Origin of the sequence: Rhodococcus sp. DMF-1, from assembly GCF_021441945.1 — a bacterium.
GTDB classification, from domain to species: domain Bacteria; phylum Actinomycetota; class Actinomycetes; order Mycobacteriales; family Mycobacteriaceae; genus Rhodococcus; species Rhodococcus ruber.
The window spans coordinates 3,733,458-3,756,430 of record NZ_CP090442.1; the positions used below are offsets into that span (position 1 = coordinate 3,733,458).

General features: G+C 71.1%; 26 protein-coding genes. 6 read left to right on the top strand and 20 right to left on the bottom strand.

Annotated features, from left to right (window positions below):
* The first annotated feature begins 39 nt into the window (after nucleotides 1–39).
* Nucleotides 40–1,110 carry an alanine racemase gene (locus tag LZP97_RS16925; protein ID WP_010593568.1) on the top strand — a complete coding sequence of 357 codons (1,071 nt, stop codon included), beginning with the start codon at nucleotides 40–42 and terminating at the stop codon, nucleotides 1,108–1,110.
* A gap of 39 nt (nucleotides 1,111–1,149) precedes the next feature.
* On the opposite strand, the gene pdxR is transcribed toward LZP97_RS16925, so the two are convergent.
* The gene (gene pdxR, locus LZP97_RS16930; RefSeq protein WP_017682373.1) at nucleotides 1,150–2,592 is read right to left on the bottom strand and encodes a MocR-like pyridoxine biosynthesis transcription factor PdxR; all 1,443 of its coding nucleotides are present in this window, start codon (nucleotides 2,590–2,592) and stop codon (nucleotides 1,150–1,152) included.
* Between the two features lie 79 nt (nucleotides 2,593–2,671).
* On the opposite strand from pdxR, the gene LZP97_RS16935 reads away from it, so the two are divergent.
* Nucleotides 2,672–3,367, top strand: a complete 696-nt coding sequence (locus LZP97_RS16935; RefSeq protein WP_048773760.1) for a pyridoxamine 5'-phosphate oxidase family protein — start codon at nucleotides 2,672–2,674, stop codon at nucleotides 3,365–3,367.
* Here LZP97_RS16935 and LZP97_RS16940 read toward each other — a convergent pair.
* The 3 genes from LZP97_RS16940 to LZP97_RS16950 are packed head-to-tail and all read right to left on the bottom strand — an operon-like array spanning nucleotide 3,295 to nucleotide 5,700.
* Entirely contained in the window at nucleotides 3,295–3,747 is a 453-nt protein-coding gene (locus LZP97_RS16940; protein ID WP_048773759.1) for a MaoC family dehydratase, read from the bottom strand. The genes LZP97_RS16935 and LZP97_RS16940 overlap by 73 nt on opposite strands.
* Before the next feature lie 17 nt (nucleotides 3,748–3,764).
* On the bottom strand, nucleotides 3,765–4,520 hold the full coding sequence (locus tag LZP97_RS16945) for a GntR family transcriptional regulator (protein WP_040274957.1): 756 nt from the start codon (nucleotides 4,518–4,520) through the stop codon (nucleotides 3,765–3,767).
* Between the two features lie 28 nt (nucleotides 4,521–4,548).
* On the bottom strand, nucleotides 4,549–5,700 hold the full coding sequence (locus LZP97_RS16950) for an acyl-CoA dehydrogenase family protein (RefSeq protein ID WP_010593573.1): 1,152 nt from the start codon (nucleotides 5,698–5,700) through the stop codon (nucleotides 4,549–4,551).
* Between the two features lie 260 nt (nucleotides 5,701–5,960).
* Between LZP97_RS16950 and LZP97_RS16955 the strand changes: the two genes are divergently transcribed.
* The 3 genes from LZP97_RS16955 to LZP97_RS16965 are packed head-to-tail and all read left to right on the top strand — an operon-like array spanning nucleotide 5,961 to nucleotide 8,125.
* Nucleotides 5,961–6,788 (top strand): HpcH/HpaI aldolase/citrate lyase family protein, encoded by an 828-nt coding sequence (locus LZP97_RS16955; RefSeq protein ID WP_010593574.1) that lies wholly within the window; start codon nucleotides 5,961–5,963, stop codon nucleotides 6,786–6,788.
* Between the two features lies 1 nt (nucleotide 6,789).
* Nucleotides 6,790–7,797, top strand: a complete 1,008-nt coding sequence (locus tag LZP97_RS16960; RefSeq protein ID WP_048773757.1) for a MaoC family dehydratase — start codon at nucleotides 6,790–6,792, stop codon at nucleotides 7,795–7,797.
* 13 nt (nucleotides 7,798–7,810) lie between these two features.
* Entirely contained in the window at nucleotides 7,811–8,125 is a 315-nt protein-coding gene (locus LZP97_RS16965; protein WP_010593576.1) for a WhiB family transcriptional regulator, read from the top strand.
* 252 nt (nucleotides 8,126–8,377) lie between these two features.
* On the opposite strand, the gene LZP97_RS16970 is transcribed toward LZP97_RS16965, so the two are convergent.
* The 16 genes from LZP97_RS16970 to LZP97_RS17045 all read right to left on the bottom strand — a co-directional run bounded on the left by LZP97_RS16970 (nucleotide 8,378) and on the right by LZP97_RS17045 (nucleotide 22,615).
* Nucleotides 8,378–9,190 (bottom strand): ABC transporter permease, encoded by an 813-nt coding sequence (locus tag LZP97_RS16970; RefSeq protein WP_010593577.1) that lies wholly within the window; start codon nucleotides 9,188–9,190, stop codon nucleotides 8,378–8,380.
* Entirely contained in the window at nucleotides 9,187–10,113 is a 927-nt protein-coding gene (locus LZP97_RS16975) for an ATP-binding cassette domain-containing protein (protein ID WP_040274877.1), read from the bottom strand. Before LZP97_RS16975 ends, LZP97_RS16970 begins: the two co-directional genes overlap by 4 nt.
* 1 nt (nucleotide 10,114) lies before the next feature.
* The gene (locus LZP97_RS16980; protein WP_017681953.1) at nucleotides 10,115–10,258 is read right to left on the bottom strand and encodes a hypothetical protein; all 144 of its coding nucleotides are present in this window, start codon (nucleotides 10,256–10,258) and stop codon (nucleotides 10,115–10,117) included.
* 266 nt (nucleotides 10,259–10,524) lie between these two features.
* Nucleotides 10,525–11,169, bottom strand: coding sequence for an FMN-dependent NADH-azoreductase (locus LZP97_RS16985; RefSeq protein WP_040274954.1), 645 nt, complete (start codon nucleotides 11,167–11,169; stop codon nucleotides 10,525–10,527).
* A 94-nt stretch (nucleotides 11,170–11,263) separates the two neighbouring features.
* Nucleotides 11,264–12,481: a CaiB/BaiF CoA transferase family protein gene (locus LZP97_RS16990; RefSeq protein WP_048773756.1), complete on the bottom strand. Its 1,218-nt coding sequence runs from the start codon at nucleotides 12,479–12,481 to the stop codon at nucleotides 11,264–11,266.
* Nucleotides 12,478–13,245, bottom strand: coding sequence for a tyrosine-protein phosphatase (locus tag LZP97_RS16995; RefSeq protein WP_048773755.1), 768 nt, complete (start codon nucleotides 13,243–13,245; stop codon nucleotides 12,478–12,480). The genes LZP97_RS16990 and LZP97_RS16995 overlap by 4 nt, the downstream gene beginning before the upstream one ends.
* Before the next feature lie 89 nt (nucleotides 13,246–13,334).
* Nucleotides 13,335–14,399: an acyl-CoA dehydrogenase gene (locus LZP97_RS17000; RefSeq protein ID WP_026138048.1), complete on the bottom strand. Its 1,065-nt coding sequence runs from the start codon at nucleotides 14,397–14,399 to the stop codon at nucleotides 13,335–13,337.
* On the bottom strand, nucleotides 14,399–15,547 hold the full coding sequence (locus tag LZP97_RS17005) for an acyl-CoA dehydrogenase family protein (protein WP_026138049.1): 1,149 nt from the start codon (nucleotides 15,545–15,547) through the stop codon (nucleotides 14,399–14,401). Before LZP97_RS17005 ends, LZP97_RS17000 begins: the two co-directional genes overlap by 1 nt.
* A gap of 23 nt (nucleotides 15,548–15,570) precedes the next feature.
* Complete coding sequence (locus LZP97_RS17010) at nucleotides 15,571–16,194, bottom strand: TetR/AcrR family transcriptional regulator (RefSeq protein ID WP_048773753.1); 624 nt, start codon at nucleotides 16,192–16,194, stop codon at nucleotides 15,571–15,573.
* Nucleotides 16,191–17,741 (bottom strand): acyl-CoA synthetase, encoded by a 1,551-nt coding sequence (locus tag LZP97_RS17015; RefSeq protein WP_048773751.1) that lies wholly within the window; start codon nucleotides 17,739–17,741, stop codon nucleotides 16,191–16,193. Before LZP97_RS17015 ends, LZP97_RS17010 begins: the two co-directional genes overlap by 4 nt.
* A 32-nt stretch (nucleotides 17,742–17,773) precedes the next feature.
* Nucleotides 17,774–18,931 (bottom strand): acyl-CoA dehydrogenase family protein, encoded by a 1,158-nt coding sequence (locus LZP97_RS17020; protein ID WP_048773744.1) that lies wholly within the window; start codon nucleotides 18,929–18,931, stop codon nucleotides 17,774–17,776.
* A gap of 47 nt (nucleotides 18,932–18,978) precedes the next feature.
* Nucleotides 18,979–19,788 (bottom strand): crotonase/enoyl-CoA hydratase family protein, encoded by an 810-nt coding sequence (locus LZP97_RS17025; protein WP_048773743.1) that lies wholly within the window; start codon nucleotides 19,786–19,788, stop codon nucleotides 18,979–18,981.
* Between the two features lie 145 nt (nucleotides 19,789–19,933).
* Nucleotides 19,934–21,274 (bottom strand): permease prefix domain 1-containing protein, encoded by a 1,341-nt coding sequence (locus LZP97_RS17030; protein ID WP_048773776.1) that lies wholly within the window; start codon nucleotides 21,272–21,274, stop codon nucleotides 19,934–19,936.
* Entirely contained in the window at nucleotides 21,274–21,630 is a 357-nt protein-coding gene (locus tag LZP97_RS17035) for a PadR family transcriptional regulator (protein ID WP_010593589.1), read from the bottom strand. Before LZP97_RS17035 ends, LZP97_RS17030 begins: the two co-directional genes overlap by 1 nt.
* Nucleotides 21,631–21,844: 214 nt before the next feature.
* Complete coding sequence (locus LZP97_RS17040; RefSeq protein ID WP_010593590.1) at nucleotides 21,845–22,096, bottom strand: hypothetical protein; 252 nt, start codon at nucleotides 22,094–22,096, stop codon at nucleotides 21,845–21,847.
* Between the two features lie 93 nt (nucleotides 22,097–22,189).
* Nucleotides 22,190–22,615 carry a hypothetical protein gene (locus tag LZP97_RS17045; protein WP_048773742.1) on the bottom strand — a complete coding sequence of 142 codons (426 nt, stop codon included), beginning with the start codon at nucleotides 22,613–22,615 and terminating at the stop codon, nucleotides 22,190–22,192.
* Nucleotides 22,616–22,716: 101 nt separating this feature from the next.
* On the opposite strand from LZP97_RS17045, the gene LZP97_RS17050 reads away from it, so the two are divergent.
* Entirely contained in the window at nucleotides 22,717–22,959 is a 243-nt protein-coding gene (locus LZP97_RS17050) for a DUF2630 family protein (RefSeq protein WP_010593592.1), read from the top strand.
* Nucleotides 22,960–22,973: the final 14 nt, after the last annotated feature.

Sequence of the window (22,973 nt, forward strand, 5' to 3'; positions counted from 1 at the left end):
CGGACCGGCGCGGGACAGCGCCGCGAATAGAGTGCGGCCATGCCCGCGTTCCCGGCGGTTCCCGCCACCCCCGCCCTCCTCGTCGACCGTGACGTCCTCGACCGCAACATCGCGCGGATGGCCGACGCGGCACGTACCCGCGGGGTGGCCCTGCGCCCCCACGCGAAGACCCACAAGTGCGTCGAGATCGCCCGGCGTCAGCTCGCCGCCGGCGCCGTCGGGCTCACCGTCGCGACGGTCTCCGAGGCCGAGGTCTTCGCCGATGCCGGCTTCCGCGACCTGTTCGTCGCGTATCCGCTGTGGACGGATGCCGCGCGCGGTGCCCGGCTGCGCGCGCTCGCCGCGGAGGTCCGGCTGACCGTGGGCGTGGACTCGGCGGAGGGCGCGCGGGCCCTCGCCGAGCACGCCCGGCCGGGCCTGACCGTGCTCGTCGAGGTCGACAGCGGTCATCACCGCACCGGCGTCGCGCCGGAGCGGGCCGGGTCGGTCGCCGTCGCGGCGGCGTCCGTCGGGCTCGAGGTGCGCGGCGTGTTCACCTTTCCGGGGCACTCGTACGGCCCGGGACGGCCGGCGGTCGCGGCGACGGACGAGGCGGCAGCGCTGAGCCGGGCGGTGGCGGCCCTGGAGGCCACCGGGCACGACGCCGAGGTGATCAGCGGCGGCTCGACCCCCACCGCTCACCTCGACGTGCCGGCCGCCACCGAACTGCGCCCGGGCGTGTACGTCTTCGGCGACGCCCAGCAGCTCGAACTGGGCACGATCGACGAGGACGCGATCGCGCTGACCGCGTTGGCGACGGTGGTGTCGGCGCGTGACGACACCGTCGTGCTGGACGCCGGCAGCAAGGTGCTCGGCGCCGACCGCGCCCCGTGGGCGACGGGCTACGGCCGCATCCTCGGCGCCCCGGACGCGCGCATCGTCGCGCTGTCCGAACACCACGCCACCGTGCTGTGGCCGGACGACTCCGACCGCCCCACCCTCGGCACACGCCTCCGGGTGATCCCCAACCACGTGTGCTCCACGGTCAACCTCGCCGACGACCTGACTGTCGTCGCCGGGGACACGGCGGTCGACCGGTGGGCAGTCGCCGCGCGGGGCCGCAACACGTAGCACGCAGGCGGCTCCGCCGCCGGTGTGCCTTTTGGGCTGCTAGGGCAACCCAAAGGGCACACCGCCGGGTAGGGCGGCTCCGATCGCGTCGGCGGCGGCCGCCGCCCGCGATTCCGGCAACCGCGCGTAGCCGCACACCAGGCCGCTCGGACCACCGGGGCCGGCGCTGTACCTGCTGAGGGGCGTGGTCTCCACACCGAGCCGTCGCGCTGCGGCGGCGATCGCGACGTCGTCGACACCCTCCGGAAACCGGAGCACCACATGCAGACCCGCTTCGATGCCGGTCACCGACACCCCGGACCGTTCGAGACCATGAAGCGCACCGACGAACGCCGCCCGACGGGCGCGGTAGGTGCGGGACGCACGCGCCAGATGCCGAGACAGCGCCCCCGACTCGATCAGCCGGGCCAGCGCGGACGCGGCGACCGAGCCGGCCACCTCCCCGCTCTCGGCCACGGCCGCCGCGATGCGCGAGCGCAACGGGGCCGGTGGGATCAGCCACGCGAGCCGCAGATCCGGCGACAGGATCTTCGAGGCCGTCCCCACGTAGGCGACGCACTCGCGGCCGCCGTCGATGCTGCGCAGCGCCGGCAGGGCCGACACGTCGTACCGGAACTCCCCGTCGTAGTCGTCCTCGACGACGATCGTTCCGCTCTCGGCGGCACGGGCAACGAGCCGGGCGCGGTGGGACACGGGCATGCGCGCCCCCAACGGATACTGATGTGCGGGCGTGCAGTACACCGCGGCGTCCGTGTCCCGCAGCAGGTCGGGATCCAGACCGTCCTCCCCCACCGGGACCGGACGCGGCCGGGCGCCCTCACCGACGAGCGCCCGTCGCGCACGGAGGTATCCCGGATCCTCGAACGCGACGTCGCGGTCTCGCAGCCGCGCCGCGATCGCGAGCACCCGCACCGCGGCGGCGACGCCCGGCAGCACGACGATCTCGTCCGCCCCGCAGGCGAGGCCCCGCGTCCGCCGGAGATGGTCGGCCAGCGCCCGGCGCAGATCCGGATGAGCCTCCGGATCCGCGACGCCGAGGGCCCGCGGCGCCGCGGCGGCCGCCCGCCACGCGCGACGCCACTCCGGTTCCGAGATCAGCGCCGGATCCGGGATCCCCGGCCGCAGGTCCAGTGCGGGCGCGCGCCGCACCGGATCCGGCTCCGTCGCCGCCGCGGGCACGACGGGATGGGATGCGGCGTGCGCCCGCGCCGCGACGTCGGCACCGGGCGCGACGCGCGTGCCCGAACCCGCCCGCGCCACAGCGAATCCCGAGGCACACAGCTCGTCGTAGGCGTCGACGACGCACCCGCGGGACACCCCGAGCTCGGCGGCCAGCACGCGGGTCGACGGCAGCGGATCGCCGACCCGGATGCGGCCGTACCGGATCTGGTCGACGACGGCCTCGGCGAGGCGCTGCCGGAGGGGCGCGTCGGTGTCGGGCAGTTCGAAGGCCGGATGGACCGGGGGCGCGACACGGGGCACGGCGCCACGATACTGGTCCTGGACTGTGCGCGCTTTGTGGACCTGTTCAGTGGACCGGATAACCGACAGACTCACCGGCATGGAGAACATCAGGCGCTATCCCGAACGGGCCCGCACCCGACGGGCCGACCTCGACGCGGTGCTGGACGCGGCCGTCACCTGCACCTTCGCGACCGTCGTCGACGGCCTGCCGTGGGTGGTACCGATGCTGTACGCGCGCGACGGCGACCGGATCCTGCTGCACGGCTCCACCGGCGCGGGCGCACTGCGCCTGGCCGCATCCGGTGCGCCGGTGGCCGTGTGCGTCTCGCTCCTCGACGGTGTCGTCGTCGCGCAGGATCTGTTCCACTCGTCCGCGAACTTCCGATCCGCCGTCGTCCGGGGCGAGGTCACGGCCCTGCCCGCCGAGGAGTCCGCCGCCGCCCTGGATGCCCTGTCGGACGGCCTCATTCCGGGGCGCAGCACCGAGACCCGGGCACACACCAGGAAGGAACTGGCGGCCACCGCCACCCTGGTCCTGCCCATCCGCGCCGGACAGTGGACGGTCAAGATCCGCGACGCACCCCCGTCCGCGCCCGACGTGAGCGACGGCTCGTGGGCGGGTGTGGTCCCGTTGCGGACGGTCGCGGACCGTCCGGTCGCCGCGCCGTGGGTCGCGGACGACGTGCCCGTGCCCGCGTCCGTCCGCAGGCTGGTGGACCGCTACGCCACGAGCACGGCAATGGTTTCCGCGACCAGCGCCGGCTTCTCGGCACCCTCGGCCTCGACGGTGTAGGTGACGGTGAGGTTCGCGCCCTTCGCGGTGCGCTCGAGCGAGGTGAATTTCGCGGTCGCCCGGACCTTCGACCCCACCGGCACCGGCGACGGGAATCGAACCTTGTTGGCACCGTAGTTGATCCGCATCTTCAGTCCCTCGGCGGCGAAGATCTGCGATCCGAGGACGGGCAGGAGCGAGAGGGTGAGGTAGCCGTGGGCGATGGTCGTGCCGAACGGTCCGTCCTTCGCGCGCTCGGGGTCGACGTGGATCCACTGGTGGTCCCCCGTCGCCTCGGCGAACAGGTTCACCCGCTCCTGGGTGATCTCGAGCCACTCGCTGTGGCCGAGATCCTCGCCGACGGCCGCCTCGATCTCGTCGATTCCGTGGAAGGTGCGCATGATTCGTTTCTCCTGGGTCAGGGCCGCTGCGGACGGTGTCCGGCGCGACGGAGGGTGACGCGATACGTGTAGTGCTCGGGCAGAAAGTAACTGACGGACAGCTCGGCGGGTTCGCCCAGATCGTTCGAGTACAGCCGGTCCACCCGCAGCAGGGGATGCCCCGCGGTGCAGTTCAGCTCGCGCGCAACCTCGTCCGTGGCCCGCGCGACGGTGATCGTCTGTGCCGCCTCGACGATGGGATGCTCGAGGTGCGGTTCGAGCAGACCCATCACAGTGTTCCGGCTCGACGCCCCGGCCGCGAGCTCCGGGGCATCGAGCACGTGCGCGGCCACGTGATCGGGCAGGTACACGGTGGTCAGCGCGAACGGGATCCCGTCGTGCACGCGGCGCAGCGCCACCGAATGCACCAGATCGGTGTCCAGTCGCAGCCGGCTCGCGGCCTCGATGTGCACGCCGCGTCTCAGTGGCGCGACGATCTCCATCGTGGTGTCGGCGGCGAGGTCGAGCAGGTCCTCGATGGAGCCGAGCTGGCGCCGGTAGCGCCGCCCGCCCTCGTCGGCGAATGTGCCGCGGCCGGGCACCCGGTAGACGACGCCGTCGGCGACGAGGTCCTGGAACGCCCGCCGCACCGTCTGCCGGCTCAGTCCGTAGCGCTGCGCGAGTTCGGCCTCGGTGGGCAGCCGCACGCCGCCGCGGTACTCGCCGGCGTCGACGGCCTCGCGCAGCCGTCGCGACAGCTGCGCGTACGCCGGTTCCGTGTCGCGTTCGCCCATGACGATCACGGATCCTAGTGACGGGCGGTCACAGGCCGCCGCGGGCCACCAGTTGGGACGCGATGACGCCCTTCTGGATCTCGTTGGTGCCCTCGCCGACGATCATCAGCGGGGCGTCGCGGAAGTAGCGTTCGACGTCGTACTCGGTGGAGTAGCCGTAGCCGCCGTGGATGCGCACCGCGTTCAGCGCGATCTCCATCGCGATCTCCGAGCAGTACAGCTTGGCCATGCCGGCCTCCATGTCGCACCGCTCGCCACTGTCGAAGCGCTCGGCCGCGTAGCGGGTCAGCTGCCGTGCCGCGGTGAGCTTGGTGGCCATCTCCGCCAGGTAGTTGCCGATCGACTGGTGCTTCCAGATGGGCTGGCCGAAGCTCTCGCGCTGCTGCGCGTAGGCCAGGGAGTCCTCGAGCGCGGCCGCGGCGACGCCGAGGGCGCGGCACGCGACCTGGATGCGGCCGGTCTCGAGGCCCTTCATCATCTGCCCGAAACCCCGGCCGGGCTCGCTGCCGAGGATCGCCGTCGCCGGGGCGCGGTAGCCGTCGAAGCTCAGCTCACAGGACTCGACGCCCTTGTAGCCGAGCTTGGGCAGATCCCGCGAGACGGTCAGGCCGGGCCCGTGCTCGACCAGGACGATGGAGATGCCCTTGTGCCGGGGGGTGGCGGCCGGGTCGGTCTTGCACAGCAGCGCGATCAGCCCGGCGCGACGGGCGTTGGTGATCCACGTCTTGGCGCCAGTGATCACCAGGTCGTCGCCGTCCCGGCGGGCGGTGGTGGTCATCGCCTGCAGGTCCGAGCCGCCGCCCGGCTCGGTCAGCGCCATCGTCGCGCGCACCTCACCGGTCGCGAGCTTCGGCAGCCAACGCTGCTTCTGCTCCTCGGTGCCGAACAGCACCAGCAGCTTGGCGACGACGGTGTGCCCGCCCATCGCCCCGGCCAGACTCATCCAGCCGCGGGCGAGTTCCTCGGTGACCTGCGCGTAGCACGGCATCGACACCGGCATCCCGCCGTACTCCTCCGGCACGGCCAGCCCGTAGATCCCGATCTGCTTCATCTGCTCGATCCACTTCTCGGGGTACTCGCCTGAGTGCTCGACCTCCTGCACCGACGGCTTGACCTCCCGGTCGATGAACTCGCGCACCGTCTTGACCAGGTAGGTCTCTTCGTCGCTCAGGTAGCTCACGGAAAAATCCTCGAATCGACACGGGACCTGCGATCCCACCCGTCATTTGTACGGCCATTTTTCGTGGCGCACCCGGCCGTGTCAACACCATCCGGTCGCACGACACCCCTCGAACCGCCTATACGTCGACCCTGCCGTCGCCTATAGGTCCGCTCCGGGTAGCGCCGGACCGGACAATGGCCGTACATTTAGCGCGTTCCCGACCGCCCCACAGCAGAGGTTGATCCGTGACTCTCGCCCAGCCCCGCCGCCGGCGAGCCGTGCTCGTCGCCCCCGGCTCCGACGACCGCAAGGCCGGCAAGGCTCTGGCCTCCCCGGCCGACGAGGTGGTTCTCGACCTCGAGGACGCCGTCGCCACCGGCCACAAGGACACCGCCCGCGACCTCGTCGCCGACCTGGTGTCCACGCACGGCACCGGTCGCACGATCGCGGTGCGTGTCAACGGTCCCGGCACGCCGTGGTTCGCCGACGACCTGCGCGCCTGCGCCGCCCTCGGATCGGCCCTGTCGTCGGTGGTGGTGCCCAAGGTCGAGGGCCCGGCCGACCTCGCCGAGACCGACCGGATCCTCACGGCGGCAGGCGATACCGACCTGGCCGTGCAGGCGCTGATCGAGACGCCGGCCGGGGTGACCCGCCTCGACGAGATCGTCACCGGCCCGCGACTGGCCGCGGTGATCCTCGGTTACGCCGACCTCGGCGCCGCGCTCGGCCGCACCCGCACCGCCGCCCCCGAGCACTGGCTGTACGTGCAGGACCGGATCCTGCACGCCGCCCGCGCCGCGGGCGTGCAGGCGATCGACGGCCCGTTCCTCGGCATCACCGACGACGATCGGTTCCGTCACGCCGCCCGCTGGACCGCCGACCTCGGCTTCGACGGCAAATGGGTCATCCACCCTGCCCAGATCGACTCGGCCGCAGCGGCCTTCACCCCGAACGACGAGCAGGCCGAGCAGGCGCGGCGGGTGCTGGCCGCCCTGGCCGAGGCCGAGGCCCGCGGCGCGGGCGCCGCCCAGCTCGACGGACAGATGCTCGACGAGGCGGTCGCCGTCGCCGCCCGCCGCACCCTCGCCCTGATCGGAGAGAACTGAGATGACCACCGCGAACGCCGCCACCGAGGTCGGCGGCCCCTACTTCGACGAGCTGACCGTCGGCCAGGTCTTCGACACCGCCCCCGCGGTCACGATCACCGACGGCCTCGCCGCCGCCCACCAGGCGATCCTCGGCGACCGGCTGCGCCTGCCCCTCGATGCGCACCTGTCGGCGGCCGTCGCCGGTGGGCCCGTCGCGCACGCCGGGCTCGTCACCGATCTCGCGATCGGCCAGTCCACCCTGGTCACCCACCACGTCAAGGCCAACCTGTTCTACCGCGGCCTGCGCTTCCACCGCTTCCCGCACCTCGGTGACACGCTCTACACGACCACCGAAGTGGTTGGTCTGAAGGAGAATTCGGTCAAGCCCGGCCGCAAACCCACCGGCCTGGCGGCGCTGCGGATGAACACCGTCGACCAGAACGGACGGACCGTCCTCGACTTCTACCGGTGCGCGATGCTGCCGCTGAACGAAAACCCCGATCCCGAACGCGTCGTGGCCGCCGACGACCTGTCCGCGATCGGCCCGCAGGAGCCGCCGCGGTGGTCCGCGCCCGCCGACTGGGATCTCGCCGCCTACCGGACACGGGTTCCAGGAACGCATTTCGATCCGTCGCTGGCCGGTGCGGTGCTGCGGTCGAGCGGCGACGTCGTGACCAGCGCACCCGAGCTGGCGCGGCTGACCCTCAACATCGCCGCCACCCACCACGACGAACGTGTCGGTGCCGCAGGGCGACTGGTGTACGGGGGTCACACCATCGGTCTCGCCCTGGCCCAGGCCACCCGGGCGCTGCCGAACCTCGTCACCGTCCTCGGCTGGCACTCGTGCGACCACACCGGTCCGGTCCACGAGGGCGACACCCTCACCAGCGACCTGCACGTCGACTCCGCCCACCCCCTCGACAGCGGAGGGGGCGTCCTCGAACTGCGCTCGATCGTCCACGCCCACCGCGGCACCGACGCGCCGGCAGCCGTGCTGGACTGGCGCTTCACCGCACTCATGGCCTGACCCCGGAACCGACATGACTTCTCCTGCCCCGGCACCGGACCCCATCGTCGCCCCCGACGCACCCGACTGGCGTCTGCACGCCCGCTGCCGGTTCATCGGACCGGACACCTTCTACGCCCCCGAGGGCGAGACCCTGGGCGAGCGGCAACGCCGGGAACGAGCGGCCCGGGACATCTGCGCACCCTGCCCCGTTCGTATCGCGTGCCGCGACCATGCCGTGAAGAACAAGGAACAGCACGGAATCTGGGGCGGACTCACCGAGAGGGAACGCCGCGGACTGCGGTACGTCCGCTGGCTGCCGGACCGTGCTACGTCGGCGGCCGGCTGACCCTACCCGCGGTCGCTCACTCCCCCCGGCGTGGCGATCTCGTCGCAGGTCCCATTCGAGCGCCCACGGCGTGTGCGTCCGCGCTGCATGACGAGGTCGTTCAGGTAGGGCGCGATCTTCGCCTCCTGCGCCTTCTCTCGACTACACAGTCGAGCGATCTGTTCGACCGACGACGACCTTCCAGTCCCGTGGACGGTCAGTCCGATCGCGGGTATGAACCATCCGGGCAGCGCACCGCCCAGGTGGGCAGGCTCAACGCGCGACCGACGCGCGCAACCGGCGCGCGATGCCGGGCAGGAGCGTCACCGTCGCCCACAGCGCGACCGCGGCGACAACGGCAGTGGCCGTGTCGCCGAACGTGGCGGTGCCGAGCTCGTATCCGCGCAGGGCATCGGTGGCGTGGGCGACCGGGTTGAGCGTCGCGGCGGCCTGCATCCAACCCGGCATGGTCTCGAGCGGGGCGAACGCGCTCGAGACGAACATCAGCGGCATCATCACCATCATCCCGGCGAACTGCACCACATCGGGACGGCGGAGCCGGTCACCGATGAGCCCGAACAGGGCACTCATCGCCGCGGCCAGCACGGCGAGCACGACGATGCCGGCCAGGGCGTCGACGACGGTGCCATGGAACTCGAACCCGAGTACGACGGCGGCGACACCGAGGAGCGCGGCCCGGGCGAGTGTGAACGCGGCTTCGTTGAGCGTGCGCGCCACACCGGGCAGCGCCGCCCGCATGGGAAGCGCGGCGAAGCGGTCGTGCAGGCCGTTGGTGTGATCGATCGCCGCGGACACCCCCGCGTTGGTGCCGGCCATCACGGTGGAGACTGCCAGCATGGCGGGGGTGAGGAAGTCGATGTAGCTGACCCCGGGAGGGAAACCGGGTCCGGCCGCCACACTGCGGAACACCTGACTGAACAGGACCAACATCGCCATCGGCATCGTCAGCGAGAACATCAGCAACTGCGGGACGCGGGCACTGGTGCGCAGATTGCGGACCACAAGGGCCGCGAGCTGGTCTGCGGCGGGTGACCGCCCGGATCGGGTGGTGAGCATGGCGTTCATGGGGTGGCTCCGTCGTGGGTGAGGTGGGTGAAGACGTCGTCGAGGCTGGGCGAGGCGACATCGAGGTCGCTGACGTCGACGCGGTCCCGGGCGAGCTGGGCGACGAGTTCGGCAGCGGTCATCGCGTCGCCGACGGTGAGCGAGACACGGACCCGACCGCCGTCGACGGGATTCTCGGTCTCGGGCCCGAACGGCAGGCCGCCGAGCTGGTGCGTGGGAATCGTGGCGGTCACCACCTTGCCGCCGACAATCCGCTTCAGCTCGGCGGGCGTACCGCGGGCGGCGACCCGCCCCCGGTTGAGCACGACAATGTGGTCGGCAAGCCGGTCGGCCTCTTCGAGGTACTGGGTCGTGAGCACGACGGTGGTGCCGTTGGTGGTGAGTTCGTCGACGACGTCCCACAGCGCGCTGCGGGCGATGGGATCCAGGCCGGTGGTCGGCTCGTCGAGGAACAGTACCGACGGAGATCCGACCAGGCTGGCGGCCAGGTCGACCCGACGTCGTGACCCACCGGAGAGTTCACCGACCCGCCGCGACGCGAGGTCGAGCAACCCGAGCCGGTCGATCAGAGTGTCGGCCCGAGCCCGTGCCCGGCCGCGCAGACCGGCGAGGCGGCCTATCAGTTCCAAATTCTCTCGGGCAGTGAGGAACTCGTCGAGTCCGGCATACTGGCCGGTGACTCCGATCCGGCGGCGCACGTCCATCGCGTCGGTGACGACGTCGAGGCCCTCGACCAGCGCCCGGCCGACGGTCGGCCGCACCAGCGTGGTGAGCACGCGAATCAAGGTCGTCTTACCGGCGCCGTTGTGGCCGAGCACGCCGAGCGTCGTGCCCGCCCGCACCTCGAGGTCGAGGCCGTCGAGCGCCCACGTCTTGTCGTAGGCGACGTGGAGATCGTCCACTACTACTGCAGGGGCGTTCATCTCACGCCTCCGAACCGGTGCCGGGCACGTGCACTGCCGGCGCGCTCCGGCGTCGCCGGCCCGGACGTCGGGGCACCCCCGCAAGGAGGGGTGGTGCGTCGGTGTCGTCGGCGTCGAGCGCGATGTGGACACGGATGGTCGTCATCTGAGGGTCCTTCCGAGACGGCGCTTCCCTGGGTTGGGAAGTCGACATCTCTGACGAGCGACTCGCGATTTGGACGCATCACACCGACAGCGACCGCTCGAGCGCGGCCCGGAAGAACCGAACGAATGGACGTGAGGGGGAGCCCCGTCGGCCAGCCATAAACGACGCATCTCCCAGCGCAGTCACTGGCGCGGAACTACTTTTGAAGCCTCGGAGCCGCCGCCGGATTCGCCTGAGAGCCGACGAGAGGACCGGCCGCGCCCGGCTCAGGCGCCGAGACCGTGCGCGAGCCGCTGCACCCGTTCGCGCGCCGCGTCCAGGCTTGCCGTGGAGCGCTCGGTCATCGGCTCCAGTGCCGGAATACGTCCCGCCAGGGTGTATTCGGCGGTCACGACCGTGACGTCCATGCCCAGCGACGTGCCGAGCACCTGCTGCAGCGGCGGCACGGTGTGGTCGAGGCCCTCGTCCGGGTCGCCGGGGCCGTAGGCCAGCCCGCGGCTCGAGATCACGACGACGGGCGTGCCCGCGAACGGCTGGTCCGGGGTGTCGAACGGCACGGTGGTGCCGAGTACGTGGATGTGGTCGATCCACGCCTTCAGCGTCGACGGCAGCGACCAGTTGTACATCGGGGCACCGATCACGACGGCATCGGCGCTCCGGACCTCGGCGATCAGCTCCGTCTGCAAGGCCTCCGCCGCGGGATCGACGGAGGCGCCGGGTGCCCGCAGGCGTGGCGCGTAGTGCAGTTCCGCGTCCCCGAGATGCGGGACCGGGTCTCGGTGCAGGTCCCGTTGGATCACGGTGTGGCCGGGTCCGCGCCGGCGCCACGTGTCGGCGAAGAGACGGGTCAGCTCGCGGGAGACGGACGTCTCGAGGTTCGCGGACGAATCGAGCTGCAACAGCTGGGGCACGTCGGGCTCCTTCGGGTTCGAGTACTGCACCTGTGGATCACTGCGCCGGTGGATCACTGCGCCGGGTCGATGACCGTGCCGGGTCGGCTACCGGCTATTGCACGATGCCGGCGGCACGCAGCCCGGCGATCTGCTCGTCGGTGAGGCCGAGATCGGTGAGCACCGCGTCGGTGTGCTGGCCCAGCGCCGGGACCGCCCCCATGCGCATCTCCACGTCGGAGAACGTCATGGGCGGCAGCACGGCCCGCACCGGGCCCGCCTCGGTGCCCACCTCCCGCCAGCGGTTCCGTTCCTCGAGCTGCGGGTGCTCGATCAGATCCTTCATCTCGTTCAGCCGGGCGGCGGGTACCCCCGCGGCGGCGAGCCGTTTGTCGAGTTCGGCGGTCTCGAAGCGGCGCGTGTGCTCGGCGACGACCGCGTCGGTCTCGGCGCGGTGCTGCACCCGCAGGATGTTCGTCGCGAACTTCGGGTGCCCGGCGAGATCCGGGCGGCCGAACACCTCGGTGACCAGCGCCCGCCAGCCGCGGTCGTTCTGCACGCCGATGAGGATCTTCCCGTCGACGGTCGGGTACGCGTCGTAGGGCGCGATCGACGCGTGGCTCAGACCCATCCGCTGGACCTGCGTGTCCTGATACATCTGCAGGTACATCGGGTGGCCGAGCCACTCGACGGTCGCATCGAACATCGACACGTCGATCGTCGCACCCGCTCCGGTGCGCTCGCGCCGGAACAGCGCCGCCTGGATCGACGTGAGCGCGTACATGCCGGCGGCGATGTCGGAGGTCGGGATGCCGGTCTTCGTGGCGGTCTCCGGGGTGCCGGTGATCGAGCACAGCCCGGTCTCGGCCTGGACCAGCATGTCGTAGGCCTTGCGCTCGCGCAGCGGGCCCTCGGTGCCGTAACCGGTCATGTTCACCACGATCAGCTCGGGCCGCGCGCGCCGCAGCTCGTCGGCGCCGAGCCCGAGCCGCGCCGCCGCGCCGGGCGCGAAGTTCTGGAGCACCACGTCGGCGTCGTCGACGAGGCGACGCACCGTGGCGAGGCCCTCGGCGGCCTTGAGGTCGATGCAGATCGACTCCTTGCCGCGGTTGAGCCACACGAAGTGCGACGCCAGCCCGTGGACGGCGGCGTCGTAGTTGCGGGCGAAGTCGCCCTCCCCGATGCGTTCGATCTTGATGACGCGGGCGCCGAGATCGGCGAGGTGGCGGGTCGCGATGGGGGCGGCGACCGCCTGCTCGAGGCTGACGACGGTGATGCCCGCCAGCGGCAGGCCCGTCGATGCCTCGCTTCTCGGCTCGCTGTGCTCGCTCATCGCGTGTGTGCCTTCCTGTCTTCGTATGCCGTCGCGGCCTCTCCCCGGGCACGGCAGCGCCACCGTCGCACATCGTCCTCCGGCGCGCCGTGGTCGATCAGCCACGCCTCCGGCCCGCCGGGATGCGCGACGAGGCGTTCCACGATCGGAGTGATCGCCTCGGCGGGCGCGCGGAACAGTTCCGACGGTACCGCCCGGCCACCACCCGGGGACGAGCCGCCCACGCGCAGACCGACGGCCTCCCAGCGACGGTACAGACGGGGCATGTTCGTGTCGGTGGCCACGTAGTCGTCGACGACGGCCTGCGGTTCCACCCCCGCCGCGAGCAGCAGGACGGCGACGGCGAGGCCGGTGCGGTCCTTGCCGGCGGTGCAGTGCACGAGGACCGGGCCCGCGGCCCGCGCGACGACCGGCACGAGCCCGGCGAACAGCGGTGCGGCCACGTCGACCACGCGGCCGTAGAGTTCGGCGAGGCCGGTGCGCCCGCCCGGCGCGGCGTCCGCGTGCAGCGACAGCCGGTGCACGTGCGTGCCGTCCGGCCAGGTGTAGGTGCGGTGGCCGCGCTCGGCGTCGGAGCGCAGGTCGACGACCGTCGTGGGGGGCCGCTCGGCGAGGAGTCCGCGAACCACGTCGCCGGTGTAGCAGGCATCGCCGCGGTACAGCACACCGGCGGCGGTGCGGCCGCCGTCGGTCAGCGCCAGCCCACCGAGGTCCCGCAGGTTCACCGGCCCGGGTCCGGACTGCTCTTCGTCCTGCACGTGCACCCCTTCTCGTTCGTCCGGGACCCCGTGCCCCGTCGCCCCACAGTCGATACCCGACCGGCGGTCCCTGTCCAGCGGGGTCCCGGTACGGACTACTCTGGCCGGCCGTCGGTGATCAGCGGCCAGAGCCCCCGGGAACCGGCCTCGACGGCCGCCGCGGTGAGCCTGTCGTCCCAGAACCGGACGGAGCCGAATTCCCGGCGCCACGACAGCAGCCGGTTCGCGTGCCGGTGCAGCTCGTGCTCCATGGTGAAGCCGATCGCGCCGAGACTCTGGTGGGCGTTGCGCACCACCACCGACGCGGCGTGCCCCGCACAGGACTTCGCGGCGGCGATCGCGAATCCCGCTTCGTCGCTGCCGAATCCGGAATCCTCGGCGATCGTCACGGCGGCCTGCGCGGCGGCGCGGGCGAGCGCCCCCTCGGCGGCGATGTCCGACACCAGGTGCTGCACCGCCTGGAACTTGGCGAGCGGACGGCCGAACTGGACGCGGGCGGTGGTGTGGCCGACCACCAGGTCGAGCACCCGCTCCATCGCGCCGCTCATCGCCAGCGCCCGGGCGAGCGCGCCCCGGCGCAGGAACTCCTCCGCGGTGCCGTCCGGCACCTCGGCACCGGAGAGCGCGGCGACGTCGACGCGGATGTGGTCGCGCGGCTCGGACGCGACGTCGACCGCCTCGGTGACCTCGACGTCGGCGCGGGCGACGTCGGCGACCCGCCACGTGCCGTCCGCCTCCCACAGCACGACGACGGCGTCGACGTCGCGGGCCCACGGCACGTGCCGGGCCGAGCCGTCGGCGGTCAGCACGGCGGCGGTGCGTGCCGCCGCCGGATCGGTCACCGCGCGCTCGCAGCCGGACAGCTGCAGCAGCCAGCCGGCGAGGAGGTCGTTCTCGGCAACCGGCACCGCCGCGGCACCGGCGCCCGCGGCGCCGAGCAGGTAGGCGGCTTCGGCCCAGCCCGCCTCACTGCCCCCGTCCGCCTCCGGACCGGTGAGCCGGGCGAGACCGAGTTCGGCCAGGGTCGACCACAGTTCGCGGTCGAGACGCAGCGGCCCGTCGAGGCGGTGATCGTCGCCGCGGCGCTCACCGAAGAGCTGTTCGAGCATCTGCGCGAGTTCGCGCATCTCGACGTCGTTGCCAGTAGTCGCGTTACTCATCAGCGCATCCCCAATCCCCGCGCGATGACCCCGCGCAGAATCTCACTCGTGCCGCCTCGGAGGGTGAATCCGGGACGCTGCATGACGCCGGCTCGGACCAGTTCGGCGAACCCCTCCCCGGCGGTGTCGCTCTCGTCGGCCAGTTCGTCGGCGAGGTCGGCGATGTCGCCCTCGGTCTGGGTGCCGAGCACCTTGACCACCGACGCGGCGACCTCCGCGTTCTCGTGCCGCTGCAGTGCCTCGGACACCCCGCGGGACATGTGGTGCAGGCCGAAGATCCGGCCGACGAACGCGCCGATGCGGGGGTCGGCCGGCAGACGGCCGGCGCCGGCCTCGTCCACCGCCCCGGCGAGCACCCCGAACGTGGACATGAAGCGTTCCGGGCCGCTGCGCTCGTAGCCGAGTTCGGAGGTGACCTGCGCCCAGCCGTCGCCGACGGTGCCGAGCACGAGGTCGTCGGGCACGAACACGTCGTCGAGGACGACCTCGTTGAAGTGGTGCTCACCGGACATCGACAGCACGGGCCGGATCTCCACGCCGGGCGAGTCCAGCAGGACGATGAACTGGCTCAGTCCGGCGTGCCGGTGCGCCGGGTCGAGCGGCGCGGAGCGGGCCAGCGCGAAGAAGGCGTCGGCGTGGTGGGCGCCGGAGGTCCACAGCTTGGTGCCGGTGATGCGCCAGCCGCCGTCGACCTCCACGGCCCTGGTCTTCACGCTCGCCAGGTCGGATCCGGACTCGGGTTCGCTCATGCCGATGGCCCAGCAGATCTCGCCGCGGGCGATGCCGGGCAGGAACCGCCGTTTCTGCTCCTCGGTGCCGTACTTGAGCAGCGACGGCGCCGCCTGCCGGTCCGCGACCCACTGGGCGGCGACCGGTGCGCCGACCGCGAGGAGTTCCTCGGTGACGACGAAACGCTCCATGAAGGTGCGGCCGTGCCCGCCGTACTCGGTGGGGATGGTCATGCCGACCCAGCCGCGGGCGGCGAGGGCCTTGGTGAAGTCGGTGTTCCAGCGGGCGAGCCAGGTGTCCACGCCGGGGGTGAACACGCCTGCGTCGATCTGCTCGCGCAGGAAGGCGCGCACCTCGGCTCGCAACGCGGCGAGGCTCGGGTCGGGGGCACCGGCGGACGGCACCAGTGATGTACGCATCGTCGTCTTCTTCCGTGAGGGGGTCAGGGTCGCGGTTGCAGCAGCAGCAGGGCCAGGTCGCCGTACCGGGCCGCGATGTCGGCGGGGGTGTCCGGACCGTCCGGGTCGTACCAGTTCGCGATCGAGGTCGTCATCGCCAGGATCGAGCGACGGCAATCCTCCGGGTACGGGGTGGTGAACGCTCCGGATTTCACGCCGTCCTCGATGATGCTGCCCAGCAACTCGTTTCCGGAACGTCGCCGCTGCTCGTAGACCGCCGCGTTCTCCGGTTCCAGGTTGCGGACCTCGGTGCCGATCATCAGGCTCTGCTCCTGGCAGGTGGTGCGGAACCGGACGAGGGCGAACACCAGGGCCCGCAGTCGCTCCACCGGGTCGTCCCCGACACGCGAGAGTTCCTCGTCGCACATCGCGTCGAAGGCGTTGACGCCGTCGATCAGGATGGCCAGCAGCAGGTCCTGCTTGTTCTTGTAGTGGTAGTACAGCGCGGACAGGCTGACGCCGGCTTCCTGGGCGATCGTCCGGATCGACGAGGCCCCGTATCCGTTGCGGACGAACTCGCGACGGGCCGCCTCGATGAACACCCGTTGCCGCTCCGAGGGGACGACGGTGTCTCCGTGTCGTGCATACGTTCCCCGCCGGACGCTCATCGGTCACCTCCGGCGGTCACGGGGCGCAGCGCCCCCTTGACGAGCTTGCCGGTGGGCGTCCGGGGCAGCGCGTCGACGAAGTCGACGCTGCGCGGGCACTTGTACCCGGCGATGCGGTCGCGGCAGTAGGCGATCAACTCGGCGGCGAGCGCCTCGTCGCCGGCGACGCCCACCGCCGGCTGGACGACCGCCCGGACCGATTCGCCCATCTCGGCGTCCGGCACGCCGATCACTGCGACGTCGAACACCTTGGGGTGCAAGGCGAGTGCGTTCTCGATCTCCTGCGGGTAGATGTTGACCCCGCCGGAGATGATGGTGAACATGGCCCGGTCGGTGAGGAAGAGGTAGCCGTCCTCGTCGAGATATCCGATGTCCCCGGTCGTCGCCCAGGTGGGGTGGAGCGGGTGGCGCGACTCGGCCGTCTTCTCCGGATCGTTGTGGTACTCGAAGCTGTACCCGGGACGTTCGAAGTAGATCGACCCGATCTGCCCGGGCGGCAACTCCGTTCCGTCCTCGGCGCAGATGTGGGCACGGCTGGGGTGGCCGTGACCGGTGCGGCCCACGGTGCCGGGTTTGCGGAGCCACTCCCGCGGCGAGACGAGGGTGCTGCCGACGGATTCGGTGGACGAGTAGTACTCGTAGATCCGCTCGCCCCACCAGTCGATCATGGCGCGCTTGACCTCGACCGGGCACGGCGCGGCCGAGTGGATGGCCACCCGCATCGCGGACAGATCGTAGCGGCCGCGGGCTCGTTCGGACAGCTTCAGCAACCGGACGAAATGCGTGGGCACCCACTGACTGTGGGTGACGCGGTGGCGCTCGAGGTCGGCGAGGCAGGTCTCGGCGTCGAACCTGCCCGCGACGATCGCGGTGCCCCCGAGGGCCTGCGCCGCGGCCCCGAACCGCAGCGGCGCAGCATGGTAGATCGGCGCCGGGGAGTAGTACACGCAACCGTCGTCGAAGCCGAAACTCTGCAGCAGCCCGACCGCGTTGGAGGCCGCCTGCTCACCGACCTGCACTCCGCTGAGCGCGGGCTTGATCCCCTTCGGCCGGCCGGTCGTGCCCGACGAGTAGAGCATGTCCGTGCCGCCGGGCTGGTCGGCCGGCGGGGTGGTGCTCATCGCGGCGATCTCGGCTTCGTATCCGAGGTGTCCGGGTATGTCGCCGCCGAATGCCAAGCGGTGCCGCACCTTCGGTGTGTCGTCGGCAACGGCGACGGCCAGGTCGGCGAGCGGCGCGGAGACCACGAGGGCGGTGGCGTCGCAGTCGTCGACGATGTAGGCGACCTCGGAGGGGGCGAGATGCGTGTTGACGAACGTCACGTACATTCCGGAACGTACTGCCGCCCAGTACAGTTCGAATGCGGTGGCGTCGTTGACCGACAGCACCGCGAGGTGGTCCCCGAGGCCGAGGCCGTGGGCGCGGAGCCAGTGTGCGAACTGCACCGAACGGTCCTCGAGCTCACGGTAGCTCACCACACGGCCGGTGGCGGCCTCGATCGCCGCCGGCTTGTCCGGGGTGACCGACGCGTAGCGTCCGGGATACATCCGAGCTCCTTCCACCTGCCCTGACGGGACGGTTACAGGCCGAGGTCCTTGGCGATGATCGTCTTCATGACTTCGCTGGTGCCGCCGTAGATCCGGCTGACGCGGGTGTCGGCGTAGAGACGGGCGATCGGATACTCGGTGATGTAGCCGTACCCGCCGTGCAGCTGCAGGCACCTGTCGATCACGCGACCGGCGACCTCGGTGCAGAACAGCTTCGCCCGGGCGGCGTCGGCGACCGACAGCTCGCCCCGGTCGAGCAGCTCGAGGCAGTGGTCGGCGAAGACCCGCGCCGCCTGCACCTCGGCGGAACATTCCGCGAGAACGAACTTGGTGTTCTGGAAGGAGGCCACCGCCTTGCCGAACACCGTGCGGTCCCGGGTGTACGCGAGGGCATGCTCGATCGCGGCCGCGGCCTGGCCCACCTGGTTCAACGCGATGCTCAGACGTTCCTGGGGCAGGTTGTGGGCGAGATAGCCGAAGGCCTTGCCCTCCTCGCCGAGGAGATTCTCCACCGGCACCTTCACGTCCTGGTACGACAGCTCGGCGGTGTCCTGCTGGTGCAGACCGAGCTTGTCGAGCTTGCGGCCGACGGAGAACCCCTGGGCGTCGGTGGGGACGCAGAGGATCGACAGTCCGGCGCGACGGTCCTCCGGGTCGAACGGGGCGGTGCGGCACACGGTGAGGACCAGGTCGGCGGTGACGCCGCCGGTGATGAACGTCTTCGCGCCGTTGACGACGTAGTGCGAGCCGTCGGCGGACAGCGTGGCGGTGGTGGCGATGCTGGCCAGGTCTGAGCCGGTGCCGGGCTCGGTCATCGCGATAGCGGTCATCATCCGCCCGGACGCGAAGTCCGGCAACCAGCGCTTCCGCTGCTCGTCGGTGCCGTATTCGAGCAGGTACGGCAGGATCAGGCAGGAGTGCACGGTGTAGGAGCCGAAGGACACCCCGGCCCGCGCCACTTCCTCGAACACGATGGCGTTGTACTTGAAGCTCGCCTCGCCGCCACCGCCGAACTCCTCGGGCACCTGGATGCCGAGGATGCCGAGTTCACCGAGGCGGTGGAAGAACTCGCGCGGGGGCCGGCCCAGCTCGTCCCACTCCTCGCGATGCGGCAGCACCTCTCGCGCGATGAAATCGCGCACCATGGACCGGAATTCGTCGTGCTCCCGGCTGAAGATCGTCCGCTCCACGGCCGTATTCCCTTCGTTGCGTGCGGCGACCCGCGAGGGCGCGGCGGTCAGTTCCCGGTGAAGTTCCCGCTGCGGCGTTCGAGGAACGCCGAGAGGGCCTCGCCGTGGTCGGCGGTGTGGTGCGAGAGGGCCTGGAACGCCGCCGAGAGCTCGAGGATGCTGTCGAGATCCTGGCGCTGCCCCTCGCGCATCAGCTTCTTGGTCATGCGCAGTGCGTGCGGCGGGTTCGAGGCGACGCGGGCGGCGAGCTCACCGGCCGCGGCGAGCAGCTGATCGGGTTCGACGACCCGGGAGACCATGCCCCACTCGAGCGCGGTGGCGGCGTCGACGCGGTCGCCGGTGAAGGCCATCTCCGCGGCCCGCGCCGCACCGATGGCGCGGGGCAGCAGCCAGGCGCCGCCGTCGCCGGGGATGATGCCGAGCTTGACGAAGCTCTCGGCGAAGAACGCGGTGTTCGAGGAGATCCGCATGTCGCACATCATGGCCAGGTCGCAGCCGGCGCCGACCGCGGGACCGTTGACGGCGGCGATGATCGGCACCTCGCAGTGGTAGATCGCCTTGGGCAGCCGTTGGATTCCGCGACGGTAGCCCTCCCGCAGCTGATGCGGGGCACCCCCGAACATCCCCGTACGGTCGGCCATGTCCTTGACGTTGCCGCCGGCCGAGAACGCGCTCCCGGCGCCGGTGAGGATCACCACGCGGGTCTCGTAGTCCGCGTTCGCCTCGTCCACGAGCTGCACCAGCCGCTCGACGACGTCGTCGCCGGAGATCGGATTGCGCGCCTCGGGCAGGTTGATCGTCCACGTCGTGACGTGGCCTTCGCGGCTGGAGAGTACGACGTCCTCGGGTGCGCTCATGCGGAGGTCCTTTCGGCCGACGGAACGGCAGGCAGCAGATTAGGTCGAACGATCGTTCAAATTACTGTGCCGAGGACCCGTTGTAAAGAGGGGGACGCCGCGACGGCCGGGCCGGCCGCGCTCACGCGAAGTCGAACGCCCGCGCTCACGCGAAGTCGAACAGGGGTGGGAGCACGCACACCACCAGCGCCGCCCAGATCCCGAAGACCGGCAGGTAGCGGGTCTGCCAGCGTTCGACGGAGCCGAAACCGCGGCGGCCACGGACGAACCCGAACAGGAGCCGAGCCGACCAGGTGAGACCGACCAGCAGAACCAGGTTCATCCCGAGTGCGGCCACCTTGTTCGGAGTGAAACCGAACTCCGCGATTCGCGTGAGCATGGCGGTCAGCATGAGCACGTCGACCACGAGCGCAAGGACGACGAGGACGAGTTGCAGGCGGTCGAACAGGTCGGGCGGCAGATGCGGCTCGCGGGCGGAGACCGCGTACAGCAATAGGCCCAGGACGACGACGAGGATGAGGTCCATCAGGATCAACAGATTCCGGTCGACGTCGACGACGCTTCCCGTCGTCGCGAGGGCCGCGAGCAACACCAGCAGCATGACGATCGTGACGGGGGTGAACACGCGGGTGAGGACGGGCGCGATGTTCTCCACCACGTTCTGCTTCGCCTCGACCAGCCAGGCGGCGACGACGACCGCGCCCGCCGCGCCGAACGGCAGCACCCACTCCTCGACGACCCACTCGGCATCCGTGCCGAGCGCATCGAACGCGCCGATCGTCAGACCCACCAGCACACCCCCGCCGAGGGCGAGAAGGGTGAGATAGACGACCCATTCGCCGGTGAACCGGATGAAGTCCATCCGGCGCCGGTCGGACCGCCACTCGCCACCGACGTAGGCGAGACCGACGACGAACCACAACACGATCGGGGTGTGGATCGCGACGATCACCTCGGTCGAACCGCTCGGGACGAAGGGGTATCCGTTCGTCACGGCCGCCGCCAGCGCGAACGGCACCAGCAGCGCCACGGCGCCGCGGGGCGACATCCGGCGCTTCCACGCGAAGTAGGCGGCGAGGAACGGGAGCACGAGCAGGCCGAGGTTGCGCGCGACGATGCCCTCGTCCAGGGTCGCCAGTCCCGCCTTCAGTGCGACGGCGCCGCCGACGGCGAGCGCGAGAACGACGAGCAACTCACGCCTGGGCCGGGGACCGCTGTCGTCCGCGGCGACGGACGTCAGGACGAGTTGCTTCCAGAGCCGATCGGAATGCTCGCGCGCGAACTCCCGGGAGATGTCGTCCACGCTGCCCATGCGCTTGACCGCGACCAGGAATGCCTCGTCGGCCGCCAGTCCCGCGGCGGACAGATCCGAGATCTGGTCCCGCAGATGATCTTCCATCTCGTCGGCGTCGGCGGTGGAGATCACGCGACGCCGTTCGACGTAACCTCGCCATCGGCCGATCTGCGTCTCCAGCGCGGCGTCCATCACGACCACCCGGGGGCCGCGGGCATCTCCGCGCAGCGCCAGACCTGGTCGAGCGCGTCCGCGACCACGTCCCACTGGCTGCGCCGTTCGGCGAGCGCGCTCCGTCCCGCGTCGGTGATCGCGTAGTGCTTGCGTCGTCGTCCGGTGTCGGAACTCCCCCACGATGCCGACACGTATCCGGACCGTTCCAGCCGGTGCAGCAGGGGGTAGAGCATTCCGTCGGTCCACTGGATCCGTCCGCCGGACAGGTCCTTGACGCGTTTGAGGATGGCGTAGCCGTAGGAATCGCCCTCGGCGAGGATTCCGAGTACGAGCGGGGTCGCCGACGCGGCCACGAGGTCCTTCTCGATGTACATAGGTCTCCTATGCCTAGGTCTGCTAGGCATGAACCTAGCAGACCTAGGCATAGGCCGGTCGGTCTTCGGCTGCGGACTGCGCGTCCGAAACGCCCGTCGCACGCTCTGCACAGCGCGGGGAGGGCGCCGGGGTCCGGCGCCCTCCCCGCGGTGGGCCTGCGTTGCTCCGTACTGCCGTGTACCACCCGGTCGGCAGGCGGCTCCGGTGACGCGGTCAGCCCTTCTTCGGCTCCGCCTCCACCTCGTCGTCGTCGGCGAAGACCAACCGGCCGTCGTCCAGCGCGACGGCCCAACGGCGCACCGGCGCCCAGTCCCGTCCGAGTTGCTCGCCGGCCTGGGCAGCCTCGCTGGCATAGTCCTCGACCACTACACCGGGTGCACGGCCCTTCTCGTCGCCGCGGCGCACCACCACCCGCGAGCCGACGGTGAGCCCGCCGCGACCTGCGTCTCCCGAGTTGTCACTCATAACAAATGATCATGACAGCTAATGCGCCCGCGGACATCCCAACGGCGGTTCGGCGCCCTCCGTGTCGGCTTCGGCACGTCCTCACGGCCCGACTCACTCGACGATCGGGAAGAGGGAGTCGCCGTCCTCGGGACTGCCGTCGATCTGCCCTCGATCGACGCGCGAGTCCTCGACGATGACACCCTCGACCACCTCGGCGTGCTTCCCACCGCCGCCCGCGACGGCGGCGTCCCCGTCGACCACCTCGTCGACGACATCCTCGGTCAGTTGGTCGTCGGGCATGGCCGCGACCGGCCGTTCGAGCGGCTCCGCGGGTGCCACGTCGGGCTCCTCCTCCGCGAGGCGCTGGTCCAGCGACTCGCCCTCCTGTTCCTCCCGCTGCGTGGTGCCGAATCGGTCGGCACCGCTCCAGCCCTCCGGCGGGTCCACGACCTCGTCACCGTCGTCGTTGCGGACTTCGTCGGAGTCGAGGCCCTCGCTGGGGCTGAGGGTGTCGCCGGGGCCGTCTTCGATACTCATGACTGTGACGTACCCGAGCCGGCGAACGCGGAAACGCGCAGGTTTACCGGGGTCGGAGGCCGGATATGCCGGGGAGACGACCACAGCGAGGGAGTCTTCCCATGGACGAGAACGACCTCTTCCAGCACATCGAGGAACTGGTGGACGAGGAGAAGGCGCTGCGTTCGAAGTCGAGCGGCGACGGCATGAGCGATCAGGACCGGCAGCGCCTGCGCGCCGTCGAGGAACGCCTCGACCAGTGCTGGGACCTGCTCCGGCAACGCCGCGCGAAAGCCGAGTTCGGCAACGACCCGGACGAGGCGGAGGCGCGGCCGGTCGGGGAGGTCGAGTCCTACCGCCAGTGAGGACCTCGTGACCG

Coding starts and splice junctions, on each gene's coding strand:
- LZP97_RS16990 (WP_048773756.1), bottom strand. CDS start 12,481: ATGAGCGAGCACAGCGAGCCGAGAAGCGAGGCATCGACGGGCCTGCCG.
- LZP97_RS16940 (WP_048773759.1), bottom strand. CDS start 3,747: ATGCGCACCTTCCACGGAATCGACGAGATCGAGGCGGCCGTCGGCGAG.
- LZP97_RS17025 (WP_048773743.1), bottom strand. CDS start 19,788: ATGAGCGCACCCGAGGACGTCGTACTCTCCAGCCGCGAAGGCCACGTC.
- LZP97_RS16975 (WP_040274877.1), bottom strand. CDS start 10,113: ATGAACGCCCCTGCAGTAGTAGTGGACGATCTCCACGTCGCCTACGAC.
- LZP97_RS17030 (WP_048773776.1), bottom strand. CDS start 21,274: ATGGACGCCGCGCTGGAGACGCAGATCGGCCGATGGCGAGGTTACGTC.
- LZP97_RS17050 (WP_010593592.1), top strand. CDS start 22,717: ATGGACGAGAACGACCTCTTCCAGCACATCGAGGAACTGGTGGACGAG.
- LZP97_RS17010 (WP_048773753.1), bottom strand. CDS start 16,194: ATGAGCGTCCGGCGGGGAACGTATGCACGACACGGAGACACCGTCGTC.
- LZP97_RS16980 (WP_017681953.1), bottom strand. CDS start 10,258: ATGACGACCATCCGTGTCCACATCGCGCTCGACGCCGACGACACCGAC.
- LZP97_RS16935 (WP_048773760.1), top strand. CDS start 2,672: ATGGAGAACATCAGGCGCTATCCCGAACGGGCCCGCACCCGACGGGCC.
- LZP97_RS16945 (WP_040274957.1), bottom strand. CDS start 4,520: ATGGGCGAACGCGACACGGAACCGGCGTACGCGCAGCTGTCGCGACGG.
- LZP97_RS17000 (WP_026138048.1), bottom strand. CDS start 14,399: ATGAGTAACGCGACTACTGGCAACGACGTCGAGATGCGCGAACTCGCG.
- LZP97_RS17005 (WP_026138049.1), bottom strand. CDS start 15,547: ATGCGTACATCACTGGTGCCGTCCGCCGGTGCCCCCGACCCGAGCCTC.
- LZP97_RS16925 (WP_010593568.1), top strand. CDS start 40: ATGCCCGCGTTCCCGGCGGTTCCCGCCACCCCCGCCCTCCTCGTCGAC.
- LZP97_RS17015 (WP_048773751.1), bottom strand. CDS start 17,741: ATGTATCCCGGACGCTACGCGTCGGTCACCCCGGACAAGCCGGCGGCG.
- LZP97_RS16960 (WP_048773757.1), top strand. CDS start 6,790: ATGACCACCGCGAACGCCGCCACCGAGGTCGGCGGCCCCTACTTCGAC.
- LZP97_RS16965 (WP_010593576.1), top strand. CDS start 7,811: ATGACTTCTCCTGCCCCGGCACCGGACCCCATCGTCGCCCCCGACGCA.
- LZP97_RS17045 (WP_048773742.1), bottom strand. CDS start 22,615: ATGAGTATCGAAGACGGCCCCGGCGACACCCTCAGCCCCAGCGAGGGC.
- LZP97_RS17035 (WP_010593589.1), bottom strand. CDS start 21,630: ATGTACATCGAGAAGGACCTCGTGGCCGCGTCGGCGACCCCGCTCGTA.
- LZP97_RS16970 (WP_010593577.1), bottom strand. CDS start 9,190: ATGAACGCCATGCTCACCACCCGATCCGGGCGGTCACCCGCCGCAGAC.
- LZP97_RS17040 (WP_010593590.1), bottom strand. CDS start 22,096: ATGAGTGACAACTCGGGAGACGCAGGTCGCGGCGGGCTCACCGTCGGC.